The sequence below is a fragment of the Pseudomonas grimontii genome, from assembly GCF_007858185.1.
In the GTDB taxonomy this organism is placed as follows: Bacteria; Pseudomonadota; Gammaproteobacteria; order Pseudomonadales; family Pseudomonadaceae; genus Aquipseudomonas; species Aquipseudomonas grimontii.
On sequence record NZ_VFES01000002.1, the window covers coordinates 199125 to 214743 of the forward strand.

A 15619-nucleotide genomic window follows, 5' to 3' on the forward strand; every position below is an offset into this window, starting at 1 on the left:
ACTTATTCACGGGTTATCGGCCTGCATACGGGATTCTGTAGCGACGCTCTACCCTGTGGGAGGGGGCTTGCTTCCGATGGCGGTGGTCCAGTATCAGAAATGCTGACTGACCCACAGCTATCGGGAGCAAGCCCCCTCCCACAGGGTTGTGCGGTGTGGTTAGAAAAGACGGGCGAGCAGGGCGGTGACGGCCGTTTCGACGCGCAGGATGCGGGCGCCCAATTGCACCGGCTGCAAGCCGGCCTTGGTCAGCAGGTCCACCTCATAGGGGATCCAGCCGCCTTCCGGGCCGATGGCCAGGGTGACCGGCTCATCCAGCCCACGGGGGCAGGGTGGGTAATCGCCGGGATGGCCGATGAGGCCAAGGGTACCTTCGGTCAGGGCCGGCAGGCGGTCTTCGACGAAGGGCTTGAAACGCTTTTCGATAACGATTTCCGGCAACACCGTGTCCCGCGCCTGTTCGAGGCCGAGGATCAGTTGTTCGCGAATGGCCTCGGGCTCCAGGAAGGGGGTTTGCCAGAAGCTTTTTTCCACCCGGTAGCTGTTGACCAGCACCACCTTTGGCACGCCCATGGCCGCCACGGTTTGCAGCACCCGGCGCAGCATTTTCGGGCGCGGCAGGGCCAGCAGCAGGGTCAGGGGCAGTTTGGCCGGTGGTGGTTGGTCGAAGCTCACTTGCAGTTCGGCTTCGAGGGCTTCCAGGCGCAGTAATTGCGCGTTGCCCATCAACCCACCGATGCGCCCGACCCGCAGGCTATCGCCTACGGCGGCGCGGTGGACTTCCTGCATATGCACCAGGCGCCGATCACGCAGGATCACCCGGTCGGCCGCGATAAAGTCGGCATCGAACAACAGCAGCAGGTTCACGGCTGGGTCGCTGGCGGCTGGTCGTCGTCGGCGGGTTGGTCATCCGGGTGTTCGCCACGTTTGCTGATCAGGCCGCTGAACAGGATGCCGATCTCGAACAGCATCCACATCGGCACCGCCAGCAGGGTCTGGGAGAAGATGTCCGGCGGCGTGAGGATCATGCCGACCACAAAGCAACCGATGATCACGTACGGGCGGATCTTCTTCAGATACTGCACGTTGACCACGCCGATCCACACCAGCAGCACCACGGCCACGGGGATTTCGAAGGCGACGCCGAAGGCGAAGAACAGCGTCATCACGAAGTCGAGGTAGCTGGTGATGTCGGTCATCATTTCCACGCCGGCCGGGGTGGCGGCAGCGAAGAACTTGAAGATCAACGGGAACACCAGGAAGTAGGCGAAGGCCATGCCGGTGTAGAACAGCAGGATGCTCGACACCAGCAAAGGCACCGCGATGCGCTTCTCATGCTTGTACAGGCCCGGCGCGATAAAGCCCCAGATCTGATGCAGGATCACCGGGATCGCCAGGAACAGCGAGACCATCATCGTCAGCTTCAACGGCGTGAGGAAGGGCGATGACACATCGGTGGCAATCATCGTCGCACCGGCCGGCAGGTACTGGCGCAGTGGCGTGGAGACGAAGGTGTAGATCTGCTGGGTGAAGGCGAACAGCCCGGCAAAGATCACGAAGATCGCAGCCACGCAACGCAGCAGGCGGGTCCGCAGCTCGGTGAGGTGCGAGACCAGCGGCATATGCTGGTCGTTTTCCGGTTTATCAGCGCTCATGGGGCTCGCGGCGGCAATGTAGGGTCATGGGGAGCGGGCGACGCAACGGGCGTCGGCGCTGGCTCTGTCGGGGCGGGAGCGGCGGGCGTGGCATCGGCGACGGGTGTCGGCGCGATGCTGTGCTCGGCCACGGGCTCAACCGGCTTGGCCGGCTCTTGCACGGGCGACAGAATCTTCCGTGTTTCCTGTTCCAACGACAGAATATGTTCGTTGTGCAGTTGGCGGCGGATTTCGTCGGCGCCGATTTCCCGTTCAACTTCCTGTTTGATGGCGTTGAAACTGCGTTTCAGGCGCCCGATCCACAGGCCGGCCGTGCGCGCGGCACCGGGCAGGCGTTCCGGCCCCAGTACCAGCAAGGCCACGAGGCCGACGAGGAGCAGTTCAGAGAAGCTGATACCAAACATTAGTCAGTGCTCACGAGTCTTTGCGGGTCGGCTCTTCGACTTTTTCAGCCTGCACGTCGAAGGTACGACGCTCGGTGATCGGCTGGGTGGCCTGAGGGTGCACAGGCTGGGCCGGTGGCACGGGGTTGGCGGCAGGGTCGGCCGGTTTTTCATCGTCGTTCATGGCTTTGCGAAAGCCCTTGATCGACTCGCCCACGTCGGTACCGAGGTTTTTGAGTTTCTTGGTGCCGAATACCAGTACCACCACCACCAGAATGACGATCCAGTGTTTCCAGTCAAAAATGCCCATGCTGCAAATCCTCTAGTCTTAGTTATTCAAGCGGACGGGCGCGAGGCCTTCTCGGCATGCCCGGACAAGCCGAAGCGACGGTCCAGTTCATCCAGCACGGCCTGTGGATGCTGCCCCAGTTGGGCGAGCATGACCATGCTATGGAACCACAAGTCGGCGGTCTCGTAGATTACATCGCTGCAATCGCCGCTGATTTGTGCGTCCTTGGCAGCGATGATGGTCTCGATGGACTCTTCGCCGAGTTTTTCCAGGATCTTGTTCAGGCCCTTGTGGTACAGGCTGGCGACGTAGGAGCTGTCGGCGTCCGCACCTTTGCGGTCCTCCAGCACCTGGGCCACACGGTTCAGGGTATCGCTCATGTTCAGTGTCCTGCGCAGTAGATGGCGTGCGGGTCTTTGAGCACCGGCTCTACAACCTTCCATTCGCCGTTCTCGAACACGCGATAGAAGCAGCTGTGACGGCCGGTGTGGCAGGCGATGTCGCCGATCTGCTCGACCTTGAGGATCACCACGTCGGCGTCGCAGTCGATGCGCATCTCGTGCAGGGTTTGTACGTGCCCGGACTCTTCGCCCTTGCGCCACAGTTTGCCACGGGAACGTGACCAGTAAATGGCGCGCTGCTCAGTGGCGGTGAGGCTCAGGGCCTCGCGGTTCATCCAGGCCATCATCAGCACGCGCCCGGTCTTGTAGTCCTGGGCAATGGCCGGCACCAGGCCGTCACTGTCCCACTTGATCTCGTCCAGCCAGTCTTTCATGTTCGGCTCCGGCAATTTGCGACAGTGTATAACCGGATTGGCTATCGACGCACGATCAGATAAACACCCACGGCGACCATGATGCCGGCCGGCCAGTGGCCCAGTTGGTTCAGCGGCCCGCCAATGGCCAGCATCACGCCACCGACCAGGTGCGCGGCGCCCAGCAGGCGCAGGAACCAGTCGTCCTTGCGCTTCTGCCACGGCGGCGCAGGGTCTTTGGCGTGGGGCTGGGACATGCGCTCCAGCAGGTCACGGGTCATGTTGGCCAGGTGCGGCAACTGTTCGAACTGGCTGTGCAGGTTGCCCAGCAGGGTTTTCGGGCTGACCCGCTCGCGCATCCAGCGTTCCAGGAACGGCTGCGCGGTGTTCCACAGGTCGAGGTCCGGGTACAGCTGACGGCCCAGGCCTTCGATGTTGAGCAGGGTTTTTTGCAGCAGCACCAACTGCGGCTGCACTTCCATATTGAAGCGCCGCGCGGTCTGGAACAGGCGCATCAGCACCTGGCCGAAGGAAATATCTTTTAATGGTTTTTCGAAGATCGGCTCGCAGACGGTGCGGATTGCCGCTTCGAATTCGTTGAGCTTGGTTTCCGCCGGCACCCAGCCCGAATCGATGTGCAACTGCGCCACGCGGCGGTAGTCGCGCTTGAAAAAGGCGAACAGGTTGCGCGCCAGGTAGTCCTGGTCTTCCGGGGTCAGGCTGCCGACGATGCCGCAGTCGATTGCAATGTACTGCGGGCTCCACGGGTTGACGGTGCTGACGAAGATATTGCCGGGGTGCATGTCGGCGTGGAAGAAACTGTCGCGGAACACTTGGGTGAAGAAGATCTCTACGCCGCGCTCGGCGAGCATCTTCATGTCGGTGCGCTGGTCGGCCAGAGTGGCGAGGTCGGTGACCTGCACGCCGTAGATGCGCTCCATTACCAGCACTTTCGGGCGGCACCAGTCCCAATACACCTGCGGCACATACAGCAACGGCGAGCCTTCGAAGTTGCGCTTGAGCTGGCTGGCGTTCGCCGCTTCGCGCAGCAGGTCGAGTTCGTCGTAGATGGTTTTTTCGTAGTCGGCGACCACGTCCACCGGGTGCAGCAGGCGCGCATCGGCAGAGAACCGTTCGGCGGCGCGGGCGAGGATAAACAGCCACGCCAGGTCCTGGCCGATGATTGGCTTGAGGCCCGGGCGGATCACCTTCACCACCACTTCTTCGCCGGTCTTGAGCTGTGCGGCGTGAACCTGCGCAACCGAGGCCGAAGCCAGCGGCTCGACGTCGAAGCGACTGAACACCTCGCTGATCTTCTTGCCCAGTTGTTCTTCGATCAGCTTCATCGACTGCTGCGAATCGAACGGCGGCACGCGATCCTGCAGCAGCATCAGTTCGTCGGCGATGTCTTCGGGCAGCAGGTCGCGGCGCGTGGAGAGGATCTGCCCGAACTTGATAAAGATCGGTCCCAGGTCCTGCAGCGCCAGGCGCAGGCGCGCGCCCCGGCTCAGCTCCAGCTGTTTGCGCGGGAACCAGCGCCACGGCAGCACATAGCGCACCGCCAGCAGGAACCATGGCAAAGGCAGGGCGAACAGCAGGTCATCGAGGCGGTAGCGGATTACGACGCGCTGGATACGGAACAAACGGCGGACGGCGAGCAGCTTCATGCGTTATCGCTTGGATCAAGGGAACGGCTCAGGCGCTCGAAGCGGGCCTCGAGGCGTTCCAGGTCGATTTTGGCCTTGTCGAGTTCACGAAAGCGCGCTTGCGCTTCGCGTTCTCCGACCAGGGTGCGCGATTCTTCGCTCAGGTATTCGGCGAGGTTCTGGTTGAGGCTGGCGAACCCCTGCTGGTACCAACGCGTGCGACTGCGCAGGTGCCCGCTGATCAGTTGGGTGGCGACGGGGCCGATCCAGCGGGACAGCTCGTATTCCCAGTCCAGCTCCAGGTCTTGCAGCACGGCGGCCAGGTCCATCAGCACCGCGCTGTCGCCTTCCAGGTGCACTTCAGGGCCGTGGAGAATGGCGGTCTTGTTGCGGCTCAGCGCCAGGTGCAGCAGGCTCGACGCCGGTGCACGCAGGGTGCAGTCGGCGTCGGCGGCCCATTGAGTGGCGAGCAGCAGGCCTTCATCGCTGGGCAGGATAAACAGCTGCAAGGCGGGGCTGGTGCAGTCCACGGCGATGACCTTGCCGTTCAAATGCGCGAGCCGCGCCAGGGCGGTGCTGTCCAGACGCAGTACACGGTTGACGCCGTGTTCGACGCTGGCGAGAAGGCCTTTGAGCAGCATCAGGGCTTGATGCCACGGTGCAGGGCGACGATACCCGAGGTCATGTTGTGGTAGGTCACGCGGTCGAAACCGGCTTCTACCATCATCGACTTCAGGGTCTCCTGGTCGGGGTGCATGCGGATCGATTCGGCCAGGTAGCGGTAGCTCTCGGCGTCATTGGTGATCAGCTTGCCCATCAACGGCATGAAGGCGAAGGAGTAGGTGTCGTAGACCTTGGACATCAGCGCATTGGTCGGTTTGGAGAACTCCAGGACCAACAGGCGGCCACCCGGCTTGAGTACGCGCAGCATCGAGCGGATCGCGTCTTCCTTGTGGGTCACGTTGCGCAGGCCGAAGGCGATGGTCACACAGTCGAAATGGTTGTCGGGGAACGGCAGCTTTTCAGCGTCGGCCTGGACGAATTCGATATTGCCGGCCACGCCCTTGTCGAGCAGGCGATCGCGGCCGACCTTGAGCATCGAGCCATTGATGTCCGCCAGCACCACCTGGCCGGTAGGGCCGACGAGCTTGGAGAACTTCGCTGCCAGGTCACCCGTACCGCCGGCGATGTCCAGCACACGGTTGCCGGTGCGTACGCCCGACAGCTCGATGGTGAAGCGTTTCCACAGGCGGTGCATGCCGCCGGAGAGCACGTCGTTCATCAGGTCGTACTTGGCCGCCACGGAGTGGAACACCTCAGCGACTTTTTCCGCTTTCTGGCTTTCCGGGACGTTCTTGAAGCCGAAGTGAGTGGTGGGTTCGGCATCGCTGCCTTTGCGCTGATCAGTCATATCGCTGTCACCAAAAGAGAATGCGGCACATGATAATCCCCAAGGCCTGCTTTGTCTTGGCAAGGCTGCAGGTAAGATAGGCGGCTACCGAGACCTTTTGCCGCATCGAAGGTTTTCCAAGCCTTATAAAGAGGAGTCATTGCAATGGCCCGTATAACCGTTGAACGTGCACATTCCCTGGGTAAAGAAGGGGCACGCGCAAAGGCCGAGAAGTTGGCGCACACACTCAAGGAACAATATGGCCTGGAACCTTCGTGGTCCGGCGATACCTTGAACCTCAAGCGGTCAGGGGTTAAAGGCACAGTAGTAGTGGGGGATGATTCGCTGCGCATTGATGTGGAACTGGGCCTGTTGATGTCGGCCATGAGTGGCACCATCAAGTCCGAAATCGAGAAAGCCCTGGATAAGGCCCTGGCCTGATCCGGCAGTACTTAGGGTGCCGATTCTAATTTTCCAGCCTACTTTGTGCCCAAGCCCTCAACTCCTGTGGGCCGTTCCTCCCCCCTTTTCTGCGTGAGGTGCACCATGGCCAAAGTTATCCTGAAGAAAAAAATCGACGCCCAGACCACCGCCCTGAGCGACGTTAAAACCTATGCCCGCAAGATCTGGCTGGCGGGTCTTGGTGCCTACGCCAAGGTTGGAAGCGAGGGCAGCGAGTACTTCAAGGAACTCGTTAAAGCGGGTCAACATGTTGAAAGTAAAGGCAAAAAAGTTGCAGTGGAACAACTTGATGCTGCCAACAGTCAGATGGACCAAGTAAAGAGTAATGTCTCCGCGGTCAAAGGTCTGGTAGAAGTTCAGCTGGATAAAGTTGAAAAAGCTTTTGATACTCGCGTTGCCAGTGCCTTGAATCGAATTGGCATTGCGTCTAAACATGACGTGGAGACACTCTCTGCTAAGCTCGAAGAGCTGACGGCATTGCTCGAACGTGTCGCGCGTAAACACTAAGGAGACATCGGGATGGCTGTTAAAAAGACTACTCAGAAAGAAGGCAGCTCGTGGGTCGGGAAAGTTGAAGAATATTCCCGCAAGATCTGGCTGGCTGGTTTAGGCGTTTACTCGAAGATCGACAGTGACGGCAGCAAACTCTTCGAGACGTTGGTTAAAGACGGCGAGAAGGCCGAGAAAGTAGCCAACAGCGCAGTGGGCAAGAAAGTTACTGCTGCCAAGGCGACTGCCGGTTCGCGTATCAGTGATGCGAAGAAACAGGTATTGGGTACTTGGAGTGAACTTGAAGGGGCCCTGGACACACGCCTCAACAAGGCCATTTCGCGACTGGGCGTGCCGAGCCGTACTGAAGTCAAGGCGCTGCACACCAAGGTCGATACCCTGACCAAGCAAATCGAAAAACTCACCGGCGCCAAAGTGACTCCGGTGAAAACTGCAGCTGCTAAGCCTGCTGCGAAAACTGCTGCTGCCAAACCGGCCGCGAAAACCGCCGCCAAGCCTCTGGTGAAAGCTGCTGCCAAGCCTGCTGCGAAACCAGCGGCCAAGGCACCGGCAAAAGCTGCCGCCAAGCCGGCGGCCAAAACCGCCGCTGCCAAACCGGCCGCCAAGCCTGCGGCTAAACCCGTAGCTGCTAAAGCCGCTGCCAAGCCTGTCGCCAAACCGGCAACCAAGGCCGCAGCAAAACCAGCAGCTAAAACCGCAGCCGCCAAACCGGCTGTGGCAAAGCCTGCAGCCAAGCCAGCCGCCGCGAAGCCGGCTGCAAAACCCGCTGTTGCCAAACCAGCAGCTGCCAAGCCAGCGACAAAACCCGCTGCTGCGAAAAAGCCGGCTGTAGCGAAAAAACCAGCAGCACCCAAGCCAGCTGCAGCGGCCAAGCCTGCCACTGCACCGGCAACCACTGCTTCATCAGCCAACTCGGTTTCCGCGCCGACGCCCGCTGCCGTGAGCCCGACTGCAACGCCGGTACCCACGACGCCAACCAGTCAGTCCTGATTTTTCCGGGACACGAAAAATGCCCGGCCTGCAAAGGTCGGGCATTTTTTTGCTCGCCTGCATTGTGACCGTGGCTCCAGGCTCGGTCAGTTGTAAGTAATCGAAACGGTCACCGCGCTGGCCAGGGTGCCTTGAGTGATCGCTGCGCCGGTTTTGTGGTACGTCGCTGTGAGGGGGATCACGGCCTTGTTGCTGCTGCTTGCAATGGTACGACTGCGCTGGGCGGCGTTCCCGTTGGCAGGGATGGCATAAGCGGGAGAGACCCGGTGCAGTAACCGAAGGGCTGTACCCTTGGAGGTTCCCGTGTTGGAAAACAGCGTGGCGTTCCCGGCGGAGGCTGTGCCCGCGAACAGGAAAATCACGTTGCGAAGATCCGATTCGCACTCGGCAGAGATCTCGAAATCAAACGCGCCCGCGCTGGACGTCGCGCCCAAGTCTGAAATCTTGATAGTTGGCAGGGTGATGGTTCGGTTTTCGTCGCCGGCCGCCAGGTTACACGTACCGGCATTGACTTGGCCGGTAAAGCGCAAGGTGCCTGTGGTCGCGGCCTGGACCGCATTGGCGGCCAGACTTGAAGTGATTGCCAAAAGCAGGGGGAGTGTTCGCAAGCTCATCAAATAGCTCTCAGGTTTTCAGTTATAGGTAATGTTGACGGTGGCGGTACTGACCAGCGTGCCTTGGCTGACCGTGCCGTTTCTGTGGTAAGCCGCGCCGAGCGGCAGGACCGCTCTATTGCCCGAAACCGCGACGGTGCGGGTACTCTCGGGGCCGCTGGGAAGAAGGTTCTGGACCCTTCCGTTGAGACGTGAATAAAGCCACACCGCGACGCCGCCGGCAGTGCCGGTATTGGCGAACAGCTGGTCATTGCCTGGCGCGGGGGTGCCGGAAAAACGAAAGGTGACATTGGATGCGTTGGTGCAGTTGGCGGTGAGCTCGAAATTGCGTTCGCCGGTATGGGTTGCGTTTTGAAGTGTGCTGACCTTTATGGGGTCAAGCGAGATCATGCGGTTTACGTCACCGGTCGCCAGGTTGCAGGTGGCGGCGGGTCTGATAAAGCGCACCGCATTGCCGAGCCGCAGGGTAAAACTTTCCGGGCGTCTGTCCCTTCTCTCCTGCCAAATGTCTCCGGCTGTTACCACCCCGTCCGTTACCGGCCCGATCTTGTAGAACTTCAACTCTGCGGCTGTGAAGCTGGGGCTTACTCTGGCCGTGAGAGAGGTTCCTTGTCGATTATGCATTGCAAAGAAATGGGTTGTTCCCCTGGCATCCGTGATGCGCAGGCGTACACCAACCCCTGGCACCTCGGTGCGAAAGACGAGCGTGTCGGTCGGATCTCTTGTCTGGTACCGACCTGTCACCGCTACATACGGGGCGTAGCAGTTCGTGAAAAAAGCGGGAGCTGTTCCGCTGAATGCACCGCTGATGATTTCCCCTCCCACAGGAAGGTTGTCCGGCACGGTGACGGTAGCGGGAAGGTTAAGGATGAGCGTGCTGTTCATATACCGTTCACAACTTGCTTGAGCTGCGATCGGCAGACCAAGGGCCAGCAGCGTAGAGATAAATTGTATTGAGTGTTTCATCGTCACTCCCTCAGTGAAAAATTGGCCGACTCGACCTGGCAGGTGCCCGAGTCCAATTGCCGCAAACGGCTGGCACCCTCAGCATCCGGTTGCGAGCCGAGGTCGTAGTGCAGTCGGCATGTGGCGCTGGCATCAGCCCCCCACTTGACCGTCAACTGCCCCTGCGTACGAGATACGCGCACGAACGCCTTACCGCCCTGCCCGACCACGCCGATACTGGCGCCGTCTTCATCGAACACATCCGAGCCGAATGGCAGCGGGCTGCCATCCTCGCGCGGTGCGGTAATCAACAAGGCCTGGCCGCTTACGGTCTCGAATTGCAACTTCACCACCGACCCGGCGCGTGGGGCCACGTTTTGCGCGGCGGTCTTGAGTTCCACATCGACGGACAGGTCTTTAGGGTCGAGTTCGACGACGTTCTGACGGTAGGGTGTGAGGTGAGGCACCACGGCAAAACCGCTTTTTCCGACTTGTGAACGGTGGTTGCCATTGATCCGCGCGCCCAGGGCGTCGGGCGCCTGGACGATGCCGATGGTGTCACCCAATTCTGGAGCGAAGGTCACACCGTCAGCGTGGGCGACAATACCTCCGGTCATGCCAAACGATGTCGCGCGATATGCATTGCTCTGGCCATAACCGGCGGATAGCACGCCATGGCTTGTCTGGTATTTCACGTCTGCACTGGTTGCGTTACCGCTGCCGAGCGTCCGGCTGGCCCCCACGCCGTAGCTGAACTCACTGCGCTCGCCGAGACTGCCGCCCAGGCTGACTCGCTCGCCGCTGCTTTGATCGCCGCGATAGGCCGTGGTGGTCAAGGTTGGCGAGCGTGCGCCGCTGCCCAGTGGCAGGCTGACGGTGAGGTCCACTTGCTTGTCGACCCGGTCACTCAGCAAGTCGCGGGTGCGCTGCGCACTGACGGTGTAGTGAAGGTTCTTCCAGGTGCCGCTGTAACCTGTGGTGAACGTCAGGTTGCCGCTTTTGCGGTTCCAATAATTTTGCGAGGAGCCGGTCAGATACACCGAGCCGTTACCCATGCTTTGGCTGAGGCTGATGTCCATCCTGTCGCGTAGCCGTGACACGTTGTCCAGGCTCAGCCCGTCAATGGCGAGGTTGCGCACGCGTGCGGCATCGCTCAGGGCCAGGAAGCCTTCGGTGGAGTAGCGGTACGCGCCGAGAGCGAAGTGGGTTCCAGTGTCGGCGAAGTTTTTGCTGTAGCGCAATTGCAGGCTTTGCCCCTCACGTGAACCGTGGCCCGGCAGGTACGCGTTGGAGTGGGTCAGGTCAAGGGACAGCGCGCCGAGCCGCGTATTGAATGCCGCGCCGAGCAATTGCGATCGGTAGTTGTCGGCAAACACCGCGCCGGTGTACCCGGTCAGCAGATTGCTCAGGCCATGCTGGTAAGTGGCTTGCATCAGCGTGGGAGGGTGCCGCAGGCCGATTTCATCCAGCTGACCAATGCTCAACGAGTAACGGCTGTGACCTGGACGCAGGAGGTTGGCGTTGGCGGCGAACGGCACGACGAACTCCCGCGTGCGGCCATCGGCCTCGGTGATGGTGACGTTCAGGTCACCTCCGTAGCCGGTGGGAAACAAATCGTTGAGGACAAACGGGCCAGGCGCTACAGACACTTCGTCCAGTAACACACCGCGTTGGCGCACGGTGACGCGCGCATTGGTCTCGGCAACACCGCGCACCACCGGGGCAAAGCCCGTCAGGGAGTCAGGCAGCATCCGGTCATCGCTGAACAGGCTGGCGCCCTTCAGGCGCACGCTGTCAAACAGCTCCCCTGAGGTATAGATCTCGCCCATCATCAGTTGTGATTGCAGCGTGCTCACTTCGCGCTGCACATAAGTGGCGCTGCTCTGATAGCCAGAACCGATATTGGTTTGGCTGTAGCTGCCGTTATGGCGCCAGTGCCAATCTCCCAGATTGAGGCCGGCATTCAGGCCCAGGTAGTTGGCGCTGAGCGAACTTCCATTGGCCTGGGAGGCAAATCTATTGGCGTTGTAACGCACGAAGGCGGCATTGATGCCGCTGTCCCAGTGCTGCGGGTCGACGTAACCCCGCGCCTTGCGTGCCAGGTAAATCTGGGGTACCTGCAAGTCCAGGCGGTTTTCACCCGAGTCAAATTGGCTGCTGGCGCCCGGCAGGTAAGTCGCGATGTCGGCGCAACTGGAGAACGCCGATGCAGGGGGCGTACTCGAGTCGGTGGGTTGTGTGGGTTCTGCATCCACGTTGATGCCAAATCGGAGCAGTGCCTCACGCTCCAGGCACAATTGCGCCGACGACTGGCCTGCGACCGCAGTGAAGGCCAGGGTTTCGCGTCCGATCCATTGGCCATTCAGGTGGATATCGGAGCGGTAGTTGCCGGGCAGTACGACGTTGCCCTGGCTGAATTTTGAAATATCCACCTGCAAGCCGGCTGCGCCGTCAGGAAAGAAAGCCGGGTTGAACTCGACACGTTCGGCACTCTGGGCGGTTGCTGCATAAACGCCACATACCGCCAGCACGCTGTGTATCGCAAGCGCTGAGCGGTGACGTTCCAGGGAGCTGCTGCTTACGCCTCTGGGTGTGCTCAAACTTATGTTTACCGTTCCCGGAGGTAGTTGCTGCCCGAATTTAGGCATAGGGAGTTCCTGCCCGAATAAATGGGCATCCAAATGTGTGTGATGACGTGGTCTGTGTGGCCAGCCGATGGCTGGATATCTGGACGCTACGGTGGGCGGCGAGTCCGGGCAGTCATGGGGATACCTCGGCGCTGTGGGAGACTTTTACCCCAAAGTCGTCAAGCGTCTGGAACTCGACGGTTGCGGCAGTCCTCGCCGGTGTTTTGAGCGTAGGTAGCTCAAAGCTATTACGACCTCCAGGTACCACCATGTTCCCGGCGCCTGATGCTGCCGGTTCACGGGGATGACGCTGCCCGGAGTCCTGCAATTCGATGTGTTCGAAGGTCACGTGATACGGGCTCGGGTTATAGACTTCCAGTGCCTGACCATCCTCGGTTGAGACTCGACGCCATTGCAGTTTCTCGGGCGCGGCCTCGGCCGCGTACGGTAGATTCGACGGACGAAAAAACAGCTTGATCCGGGTCCGGAAGGCGAGTTGCAACTGATTGCTTTGTTGGGTGCCGTGGGGTTGTGAGGGCACTTCCAGCAGGTTGAACCAGAACAGGCTTTCTTGGCCCGACGGTAAGGTTTCGCCGGTATAGGCCAGGCGTACGACTTGCTGTTTGCCGGGCTCCATGCGAAAGACCGGTGGGGTGGCGACGAAGGGAATGCCTGCCAGGTCAGGTGTTGAGTGTTCGTCGCCATTATCCAGCCATGCCTGGAGCAGCACCGGCGCCTGGTTCTTGCTTTCCAGCCTGACGGTTACTTCCCTGTCGTTTTGTGGATAGATGATCCGAGTGTTGTTGATCACAACGCTCGCGTGTGCCGTGGCCGCGCCCTGCAGCACAAGTGTCAGCACTGCGGTCCTCGCCAAGGCGTGTGAAATCGACGTCGCATTCATACGGGGTTATCCGGCGGAGTAGGTAAGTGCAGCCGAGTGACGCACTCGTGCACCAAAGTCGCTGACGGTCGTGAACTCAATCCTGGCGGCGTCACTCGGGCGATTGCGCAGTTGGGGCAACACAAACAGTTTTACGTCGCCGGCTGGCAGCATCAGGCTGTCGTTGGCTGTCTTGTTCGGTGCTTTGCTGAATTGTGTGCCCCCGCTGACCAACTCCACCGAGGCAAGTGAAATGTGATACGGCGTGGGGTTGGTGGCTTGCACGGCAAAACCCTGTTCGTGGGCTATCAGTTTCCATTGCAGTTTTGACGGGGCACTCGCGACCGGATAGGGCAGTGCGTGTGGCCGAAAGAACACGCGCAAACGGGTACGGAACGACAATTGGATCTTGTTGTTTTGCGCGGCATTCGCTGAGCGCGGGGGGACTTCCAGCACATTCAACCAGAAAATGCTCTCGCGGTCGGTGGGTAGCGGCTCGCCGGAATAGCGCAGGCGCAGCGCCTGTTGCTGGTGAGGCTCGATACGGAAGAGCGGTGGCGAAAGGGTCAGCGGCGTTTGCGCTGTCGCGGGTGTCGAGTGTCGATCGCCAGTATCCAGCCAGGTTTGCACGAGCGCCGGGAGGTTTCCCTTGTTTTCCAGGCGCACCGCGACCTCCTGCTGTTCGGCAGGGTAGATTACCCGTGTGCCATGAATAATTACGCCAGCATGGGAGGGGGGTGCCAGCAGCGACAGCATTCCAAAGGCACAGGTGGCTAGCGTAATGCGGGCCTTTTTTCTCATAGTCAGAAGTCTCTTCGGGTCAAGGAGGCCTGCCTGTGCAGACCTGCTCGCTCCTTATTCGATGTACTCGATCAGGAAACCCACGCGGGTGTTCACCGTACCTTCGGTGGCGGGGCCGCTGGCGTACATCTGTGCTGCCAGCGGGATGATTGCCTGGTTGTCGGTAATCACCACGCCTTCCGATTTTTCGGTGTAGACGTTGATAGGCGAGCCATCGCGGTTGGTGACTTCGATCTGCACGTTCTTCGCGGTAGTGGTATCAGTCGGGTCGTCATACCCGTCGATGTTCAGGCGGCCGGTGGCTACGTCAATGGCCGGGCTGTTCGGGTCGAATGCAACCAAGGCGGTGCGACCGTTAGTGCAGCCGCCTTCACCCGGACCGCCAATGCGAAGGGTGAAGCCAGTCAGGTTGGAGCGGCGGCCTGCGGTTGCCAGGCGTGCGGCGGAGACGCCGCCCAGGTTGACGTCCTTGACCATTGCGCTGGTGCCCGCTGGTGAACCTTCGATCGTGCAGGTCACATCGGTCACCAAACCGCTGAAATTGATAATGCCATCCGTGGCGTATGCCGATTGTGATACGGCCGCCGTCAAGGCCATTGCGGCTGCAGCGACGGATAAGACGTTGACTTTCATGGTGTTTCACTCGTGAATTATAGGAGTACCCACCACAGGCTTAAGATGCTGCGCCTGCGGTCCTTTTCGAGTTTTTCTCGATTGGCGGTGCGTATTAATGTGTCTGGTAACGCCAATGTTCTCTATAGAGAAGTCGCGAGTTTTATTTCGTAATTATTCGAAACTTATTAGTCCAGTTTGGGAGGTTTCTATAATGAACTTGGGACCCGCCTGTAAGAACCTGCTGTAGGACTCATGTATATTGCCTTTCTGTATTGATCCCCTCGTATAGCTGGGTATACCGTACTCGCAAAGGGTATTTATTTGAGCAAGGCTGTATTCACCTATACGGGTTTCTCGATGTCTACTTCAATTTCCAATATGTATACCGTCATGCTGTTAGATGATCACGAGATGGTCCGGCAGGGGATTGAGTTGGGATTGAATAAAGAGGGCGACTTCGATGTGATCGGTTCCTTTGGCACGGGCAGGGATTTGCTGGAAGCGCTCTCCAGGCGGCCTGCGGATGTTGTAGTGATGGACTTTATCCTGGCGCCGTCGGACAGCGATGGCCTTAGCCTGCTTCAGGCACTGAACAGGCGCTTCGGTAAATGCAGGCCTTTGATTGTGTGTTCGCACTACACGCCTGCCACCGTGTCACTGTCGTTGAAAGCCGGATGTTGGGGGATTCTGGGGAAAACCCAAAACCTGTCTGAATTGATTACAGCTATTCGAACCGTCGCCCAAGGCCGGATTTACCTGCAGCCTTGTATGGTGCCTGCGCTTCAGGGCATGCATTCAGTACTTGATGTCGCGAATGTAAAGAAGAAAGTGGACTTATCAAGTTCGTTGGAATTGAACGCCTGCCTTACGCCCAAAGAGCAGGAGGTGTTGCGGTGTTTTCTTGATGGAATGTCAGTAAATTCAATTGCCGCCAAGTTCTCGCGAAGTGCAAGTACGATCAGTACGCAAAAACAATCGGCTTACCGGAAGCTGGGCATTAGCAGTGACAGCGAACTATTCAAGTTCAGTCACCAGTTTGGCTAGCGTGGGGGATGGGA

General features: G+C 59.7%; 19 protein-coding genes. 4 read left to right on the forward strand and 15 right to left on the reverse strand.

The features are described from left to right. Nucleotides 1–159 precede the first annotated feature (159 nt). From FIV39_RS05135 to ubiE, 9 genes are read right to left on the reverse strand one after another with little or no spacing between them, the layout of a single operon-like run. Nucleotides 160–867, reverse strand: coding sequence for a 16S rRNA (uracil(1498)-N(3))-methyltransferase (locus tag FIV39_RS05135; RefSeq protein WP_090400998.1), 708 nt, complete (start codon nucleotides 865–867; stop codon nucleotides 160–162). Further along, complete coding sequence (gene tatC / locus FIV39_RS05140; RefSeq protein WP_090400997.1) at nucleotides 864–1655, reverse strand: twin-arginine translocase subunit TatC; 792 nt, start codon at nucleotides 1653–1655, stop codon at nucleotides 864–866. The genes FIV39_RS05135 and tatC overlap by 4 nt, the downstream gene beginning before the upstream one ends. Further along, nucleotides 1652–2059 carry a Sec-independent protein translocase protein TatB gene (tatB, locus tag FIV39_RS05145; RefSeq protein ID WP_090400996.1) on the reverse strand — a complete coding sequence of 136 codons (408 nt, stop codon included), beginning with the start codon at nucleotides 2057–2059 and terminating at the stop codon, nucleotides 1652–1654. The genes tatC and tatB overlap by 4 nt, the downstream gene beginning before the upstream one ends. A 10-nt stretch (nucleotides 2060–2069) precedes the next feature. Next, nucleotides 2070–2348, reverse strand: a complete 279-nt coding sequence (locus FIV39_RS05150) for a twin-arginine translocase TatA/TatE family subunit (RefSeq protein WP_003171180.1) — start codon at nucleotides 2346–2348, stop codon at nucleotides 2070–2072. A gap of 26 nt (nucleotides 2349–2374) precedes the next feature. Beyond that, a complete protein-coding gene (locus FIV39_RS05155; RefSeq protein ID WP_090400995.1) occupies nucleotides 2375–2707 on the reverse strand; it encodes a phosphoribosyl-ATP diphosphatase in 333 nt (110 codons plus the stop codon). A gap of 2 nt (nucleotides 2708–2709) precedes the next feature. Beyond that, a complete protein-coding gene (gene hisI, locus FIV39_RS05160; RefSeq protein ID WP_056860632.1) occupies nucleotides 2710–3102 on the reverse strand; it encodes a phosphoribosyl-AMP cyclohydrolase in 393 nt (130 codons plus the stop codon). 41 nt (nucleotides 3103–3143) lie between these two features. Then, the gene (gene ubiB, locus FIV39_RS05165; protein ID WP_090400994.1) at nucleotides 3144–4748 is read right to left on the reverse strand and encodes a ubiquinone biosynthesis regulatory protein kinase UbiB; all 1605 of its coding nucleotides are present in this window, start codon (nucleotides 4746–4748) and stop codon (nucleotides 3144–3146) included. Then, the gene (locus tag FIV39_RS05170; protein WP_090400993.1) at nucleotides 4745–5368 is read right to left on the reverse strand and encodes a ubiquinone biosynthesis accessory factor UbiJ; all 624 of its coding nucleotides are present in this window, start codon (nucleotides 5366–5368) and stop codon (nucleotides 4745–4747) included. The genes ubiB and FIV39_RS05170 overlap by 4 nt, the downstream gene beginning before the upstream one ends. Next, complete coding sequence (gene ubiE / locus FIV39_RS05175) at nucleotides 5368–6138, reverse strand: bifunctional demethylmenaquinone methyltransferase/2-methoxy-6-polyprenyl-1,4-benzoquinol methylase UbiE (RefSeq protein WP_003171186.1); 771 nt, start codon at nucleotides 6136–6138, stop codon at nucleotides 5368–5370. The genes FIV39_RS05170 and ubiE overlap by 1 nt, the downstream gene beginning before the upstream one ends. A gap of 144 nt (nucleotides 6139–6282) precedes the next feature. On the opposite strand from ubiE, the gene FIV39_RS05180 reads away from it, so the two are divergent. The 3 genes from FIV39_RS05180 (at nucleotide 6283) to FIV39_RS05190 (ending at nucleotide 8079) form a co-directional block, all read left to right on the forward strand. Continuing rightward, the gene (locus FIV39_RS05180; protein WP_090400992.1) at nucleotides 6283–6558 is read left to right on the forward strand and encodes a polyhydroxyalkanoic acid system family protein; all 276 of its coding nucleotides are present in this window, start codon (nucleotides 6283–6285) and stop codon (nucleotides 6556–6558) included. Nucleotides 6559–6663: 105 nt separating this feature from the next. Further along, nucleotides 6664–7086 carry a phasin family protein gene (locus FIV39_RS05185; RefSeq protein WP_090400991.1) on the forward strand — a complete coding sequence of 141 codons (423 nt, stop codon included), beginning with the start codon at nucleotides 6664–6666 and terminating at the stop codon, nucleotides 7084–7086. 12 nt (nucleotides 7087–7098) lie between these two features. Further along, on the forward strand, nucleotides 7099–8079 hold the full coding sequence (locus tag FIV39_RS05190; RefSeq protein WP_090400990.1) for a phasin family protein: 981 nt from the start codon (nucleotides 7099–7101) through the stop codon (nucleotides 8077–8079). Nucleotides 8080–8165: 86 nt separating this feature from the next. Here FIV39_RS05190 and FIV39_RS05195 read toward each other — a convergent pair whose 3' ends face one another. The 6 genes from FIV39_RS05195 to FIV39_RS05220 all read right to left on the reverse strand — a co-directional run bounded on the left by FIV39_RS05195 (nucleotide 8166) and on the right by FIV39_RS05220 (nucleotide 14579). Then, nucleotides 8166–8693 (reverse strand): fimbrial protein, encoded by a 528-nt coding sequence (locus FIV39_RS05195; RefSeq protein ID WP_090400989.1) that lies wholly within the window; start codon nucleotides 8691–8693, stop codon nucleotides 8166–8168. An 18-nt stretch (nucleotides 8694–8711) separates the two neighbouring features. Beyond that, nucleotides 8712–9659, reverse strand: coding sequence for a fimbrial protein (locus tag FIV39_RS05200; RefSeq protein ID WP_090400988.1), 948 nt, complete (start codon nucleotides 9657–9659; stop codon nucleotides 8712–8714). A gap of 2 nt (nucleotides 9660–9661) precedes the next feature. After that, nucleotides 9662–12244, reverse strand: coding sequence for a fimbria/pilus outer membrane usher protein (locus FIV39_RS05205; RefSeq protein ID WP_244176455.1), 2583 nt, complete (start codon nucleotides 12242–12244; stop codon nucleotides 9662–9664). Between the two features lie 154 nt (nucleotides 12245–12398). Beyond that, nucleotides 12399–13166: a fimbrial biogenesis chaperone gene (locus tag FIV39_RS05210; RefSeq protein WP_090400986.1), complete on the reverse strand. Its 768-nt coding sequence runs from the start codon at nucleotides 13164–13166 to the stop codon at nucleotides 12399–12401. 6 nt (nucleotides 13167–13172) lie between these two features. After that, on the reverse strand, nucleotides 13173–13946 hold the full coding sequence (locus FIV39_RS05215; RefSeq protein WP_090400985.1) for a fimbrial biogenesis chaperone: 774 nt from the start codon (nucleotides 13944–13946) through the stop codon (nucleotides 13173–13175). Between the two features lie 54 nt (nucleotides 13947–14000). Then, the gene (locus FIV39_RS05220) at nucleotides 14001–14579 is read right to left on the reverse strand and encodes a fimbrial protein (protein WP_090400984.1); all 579 of its coding nucleotides are present in this window, start codon (nucleotides 14577–14579) and stop codon (nucleotides 14001–14003) included. A 372-nt stretch (nucleotides 14580–14951) separates the two neighbouring features. On the opposite strand from FIV39_RS05220, the gene FIV39_RS05225 reads away from it, so the two are divergent. Then, nucleotides 14952–15605 (forward strand): response regulator transcription factor, encoded by a 654-nt coding sequence (locus FIV39_RS05225; protein WP_090409808.1) that lies wholly within the window; start codon nucleotides 14952–14954, stop codon nucleotides 15603–15605. Nucleotides 15606–15619 lie beyond the last annotated feature (14 nt).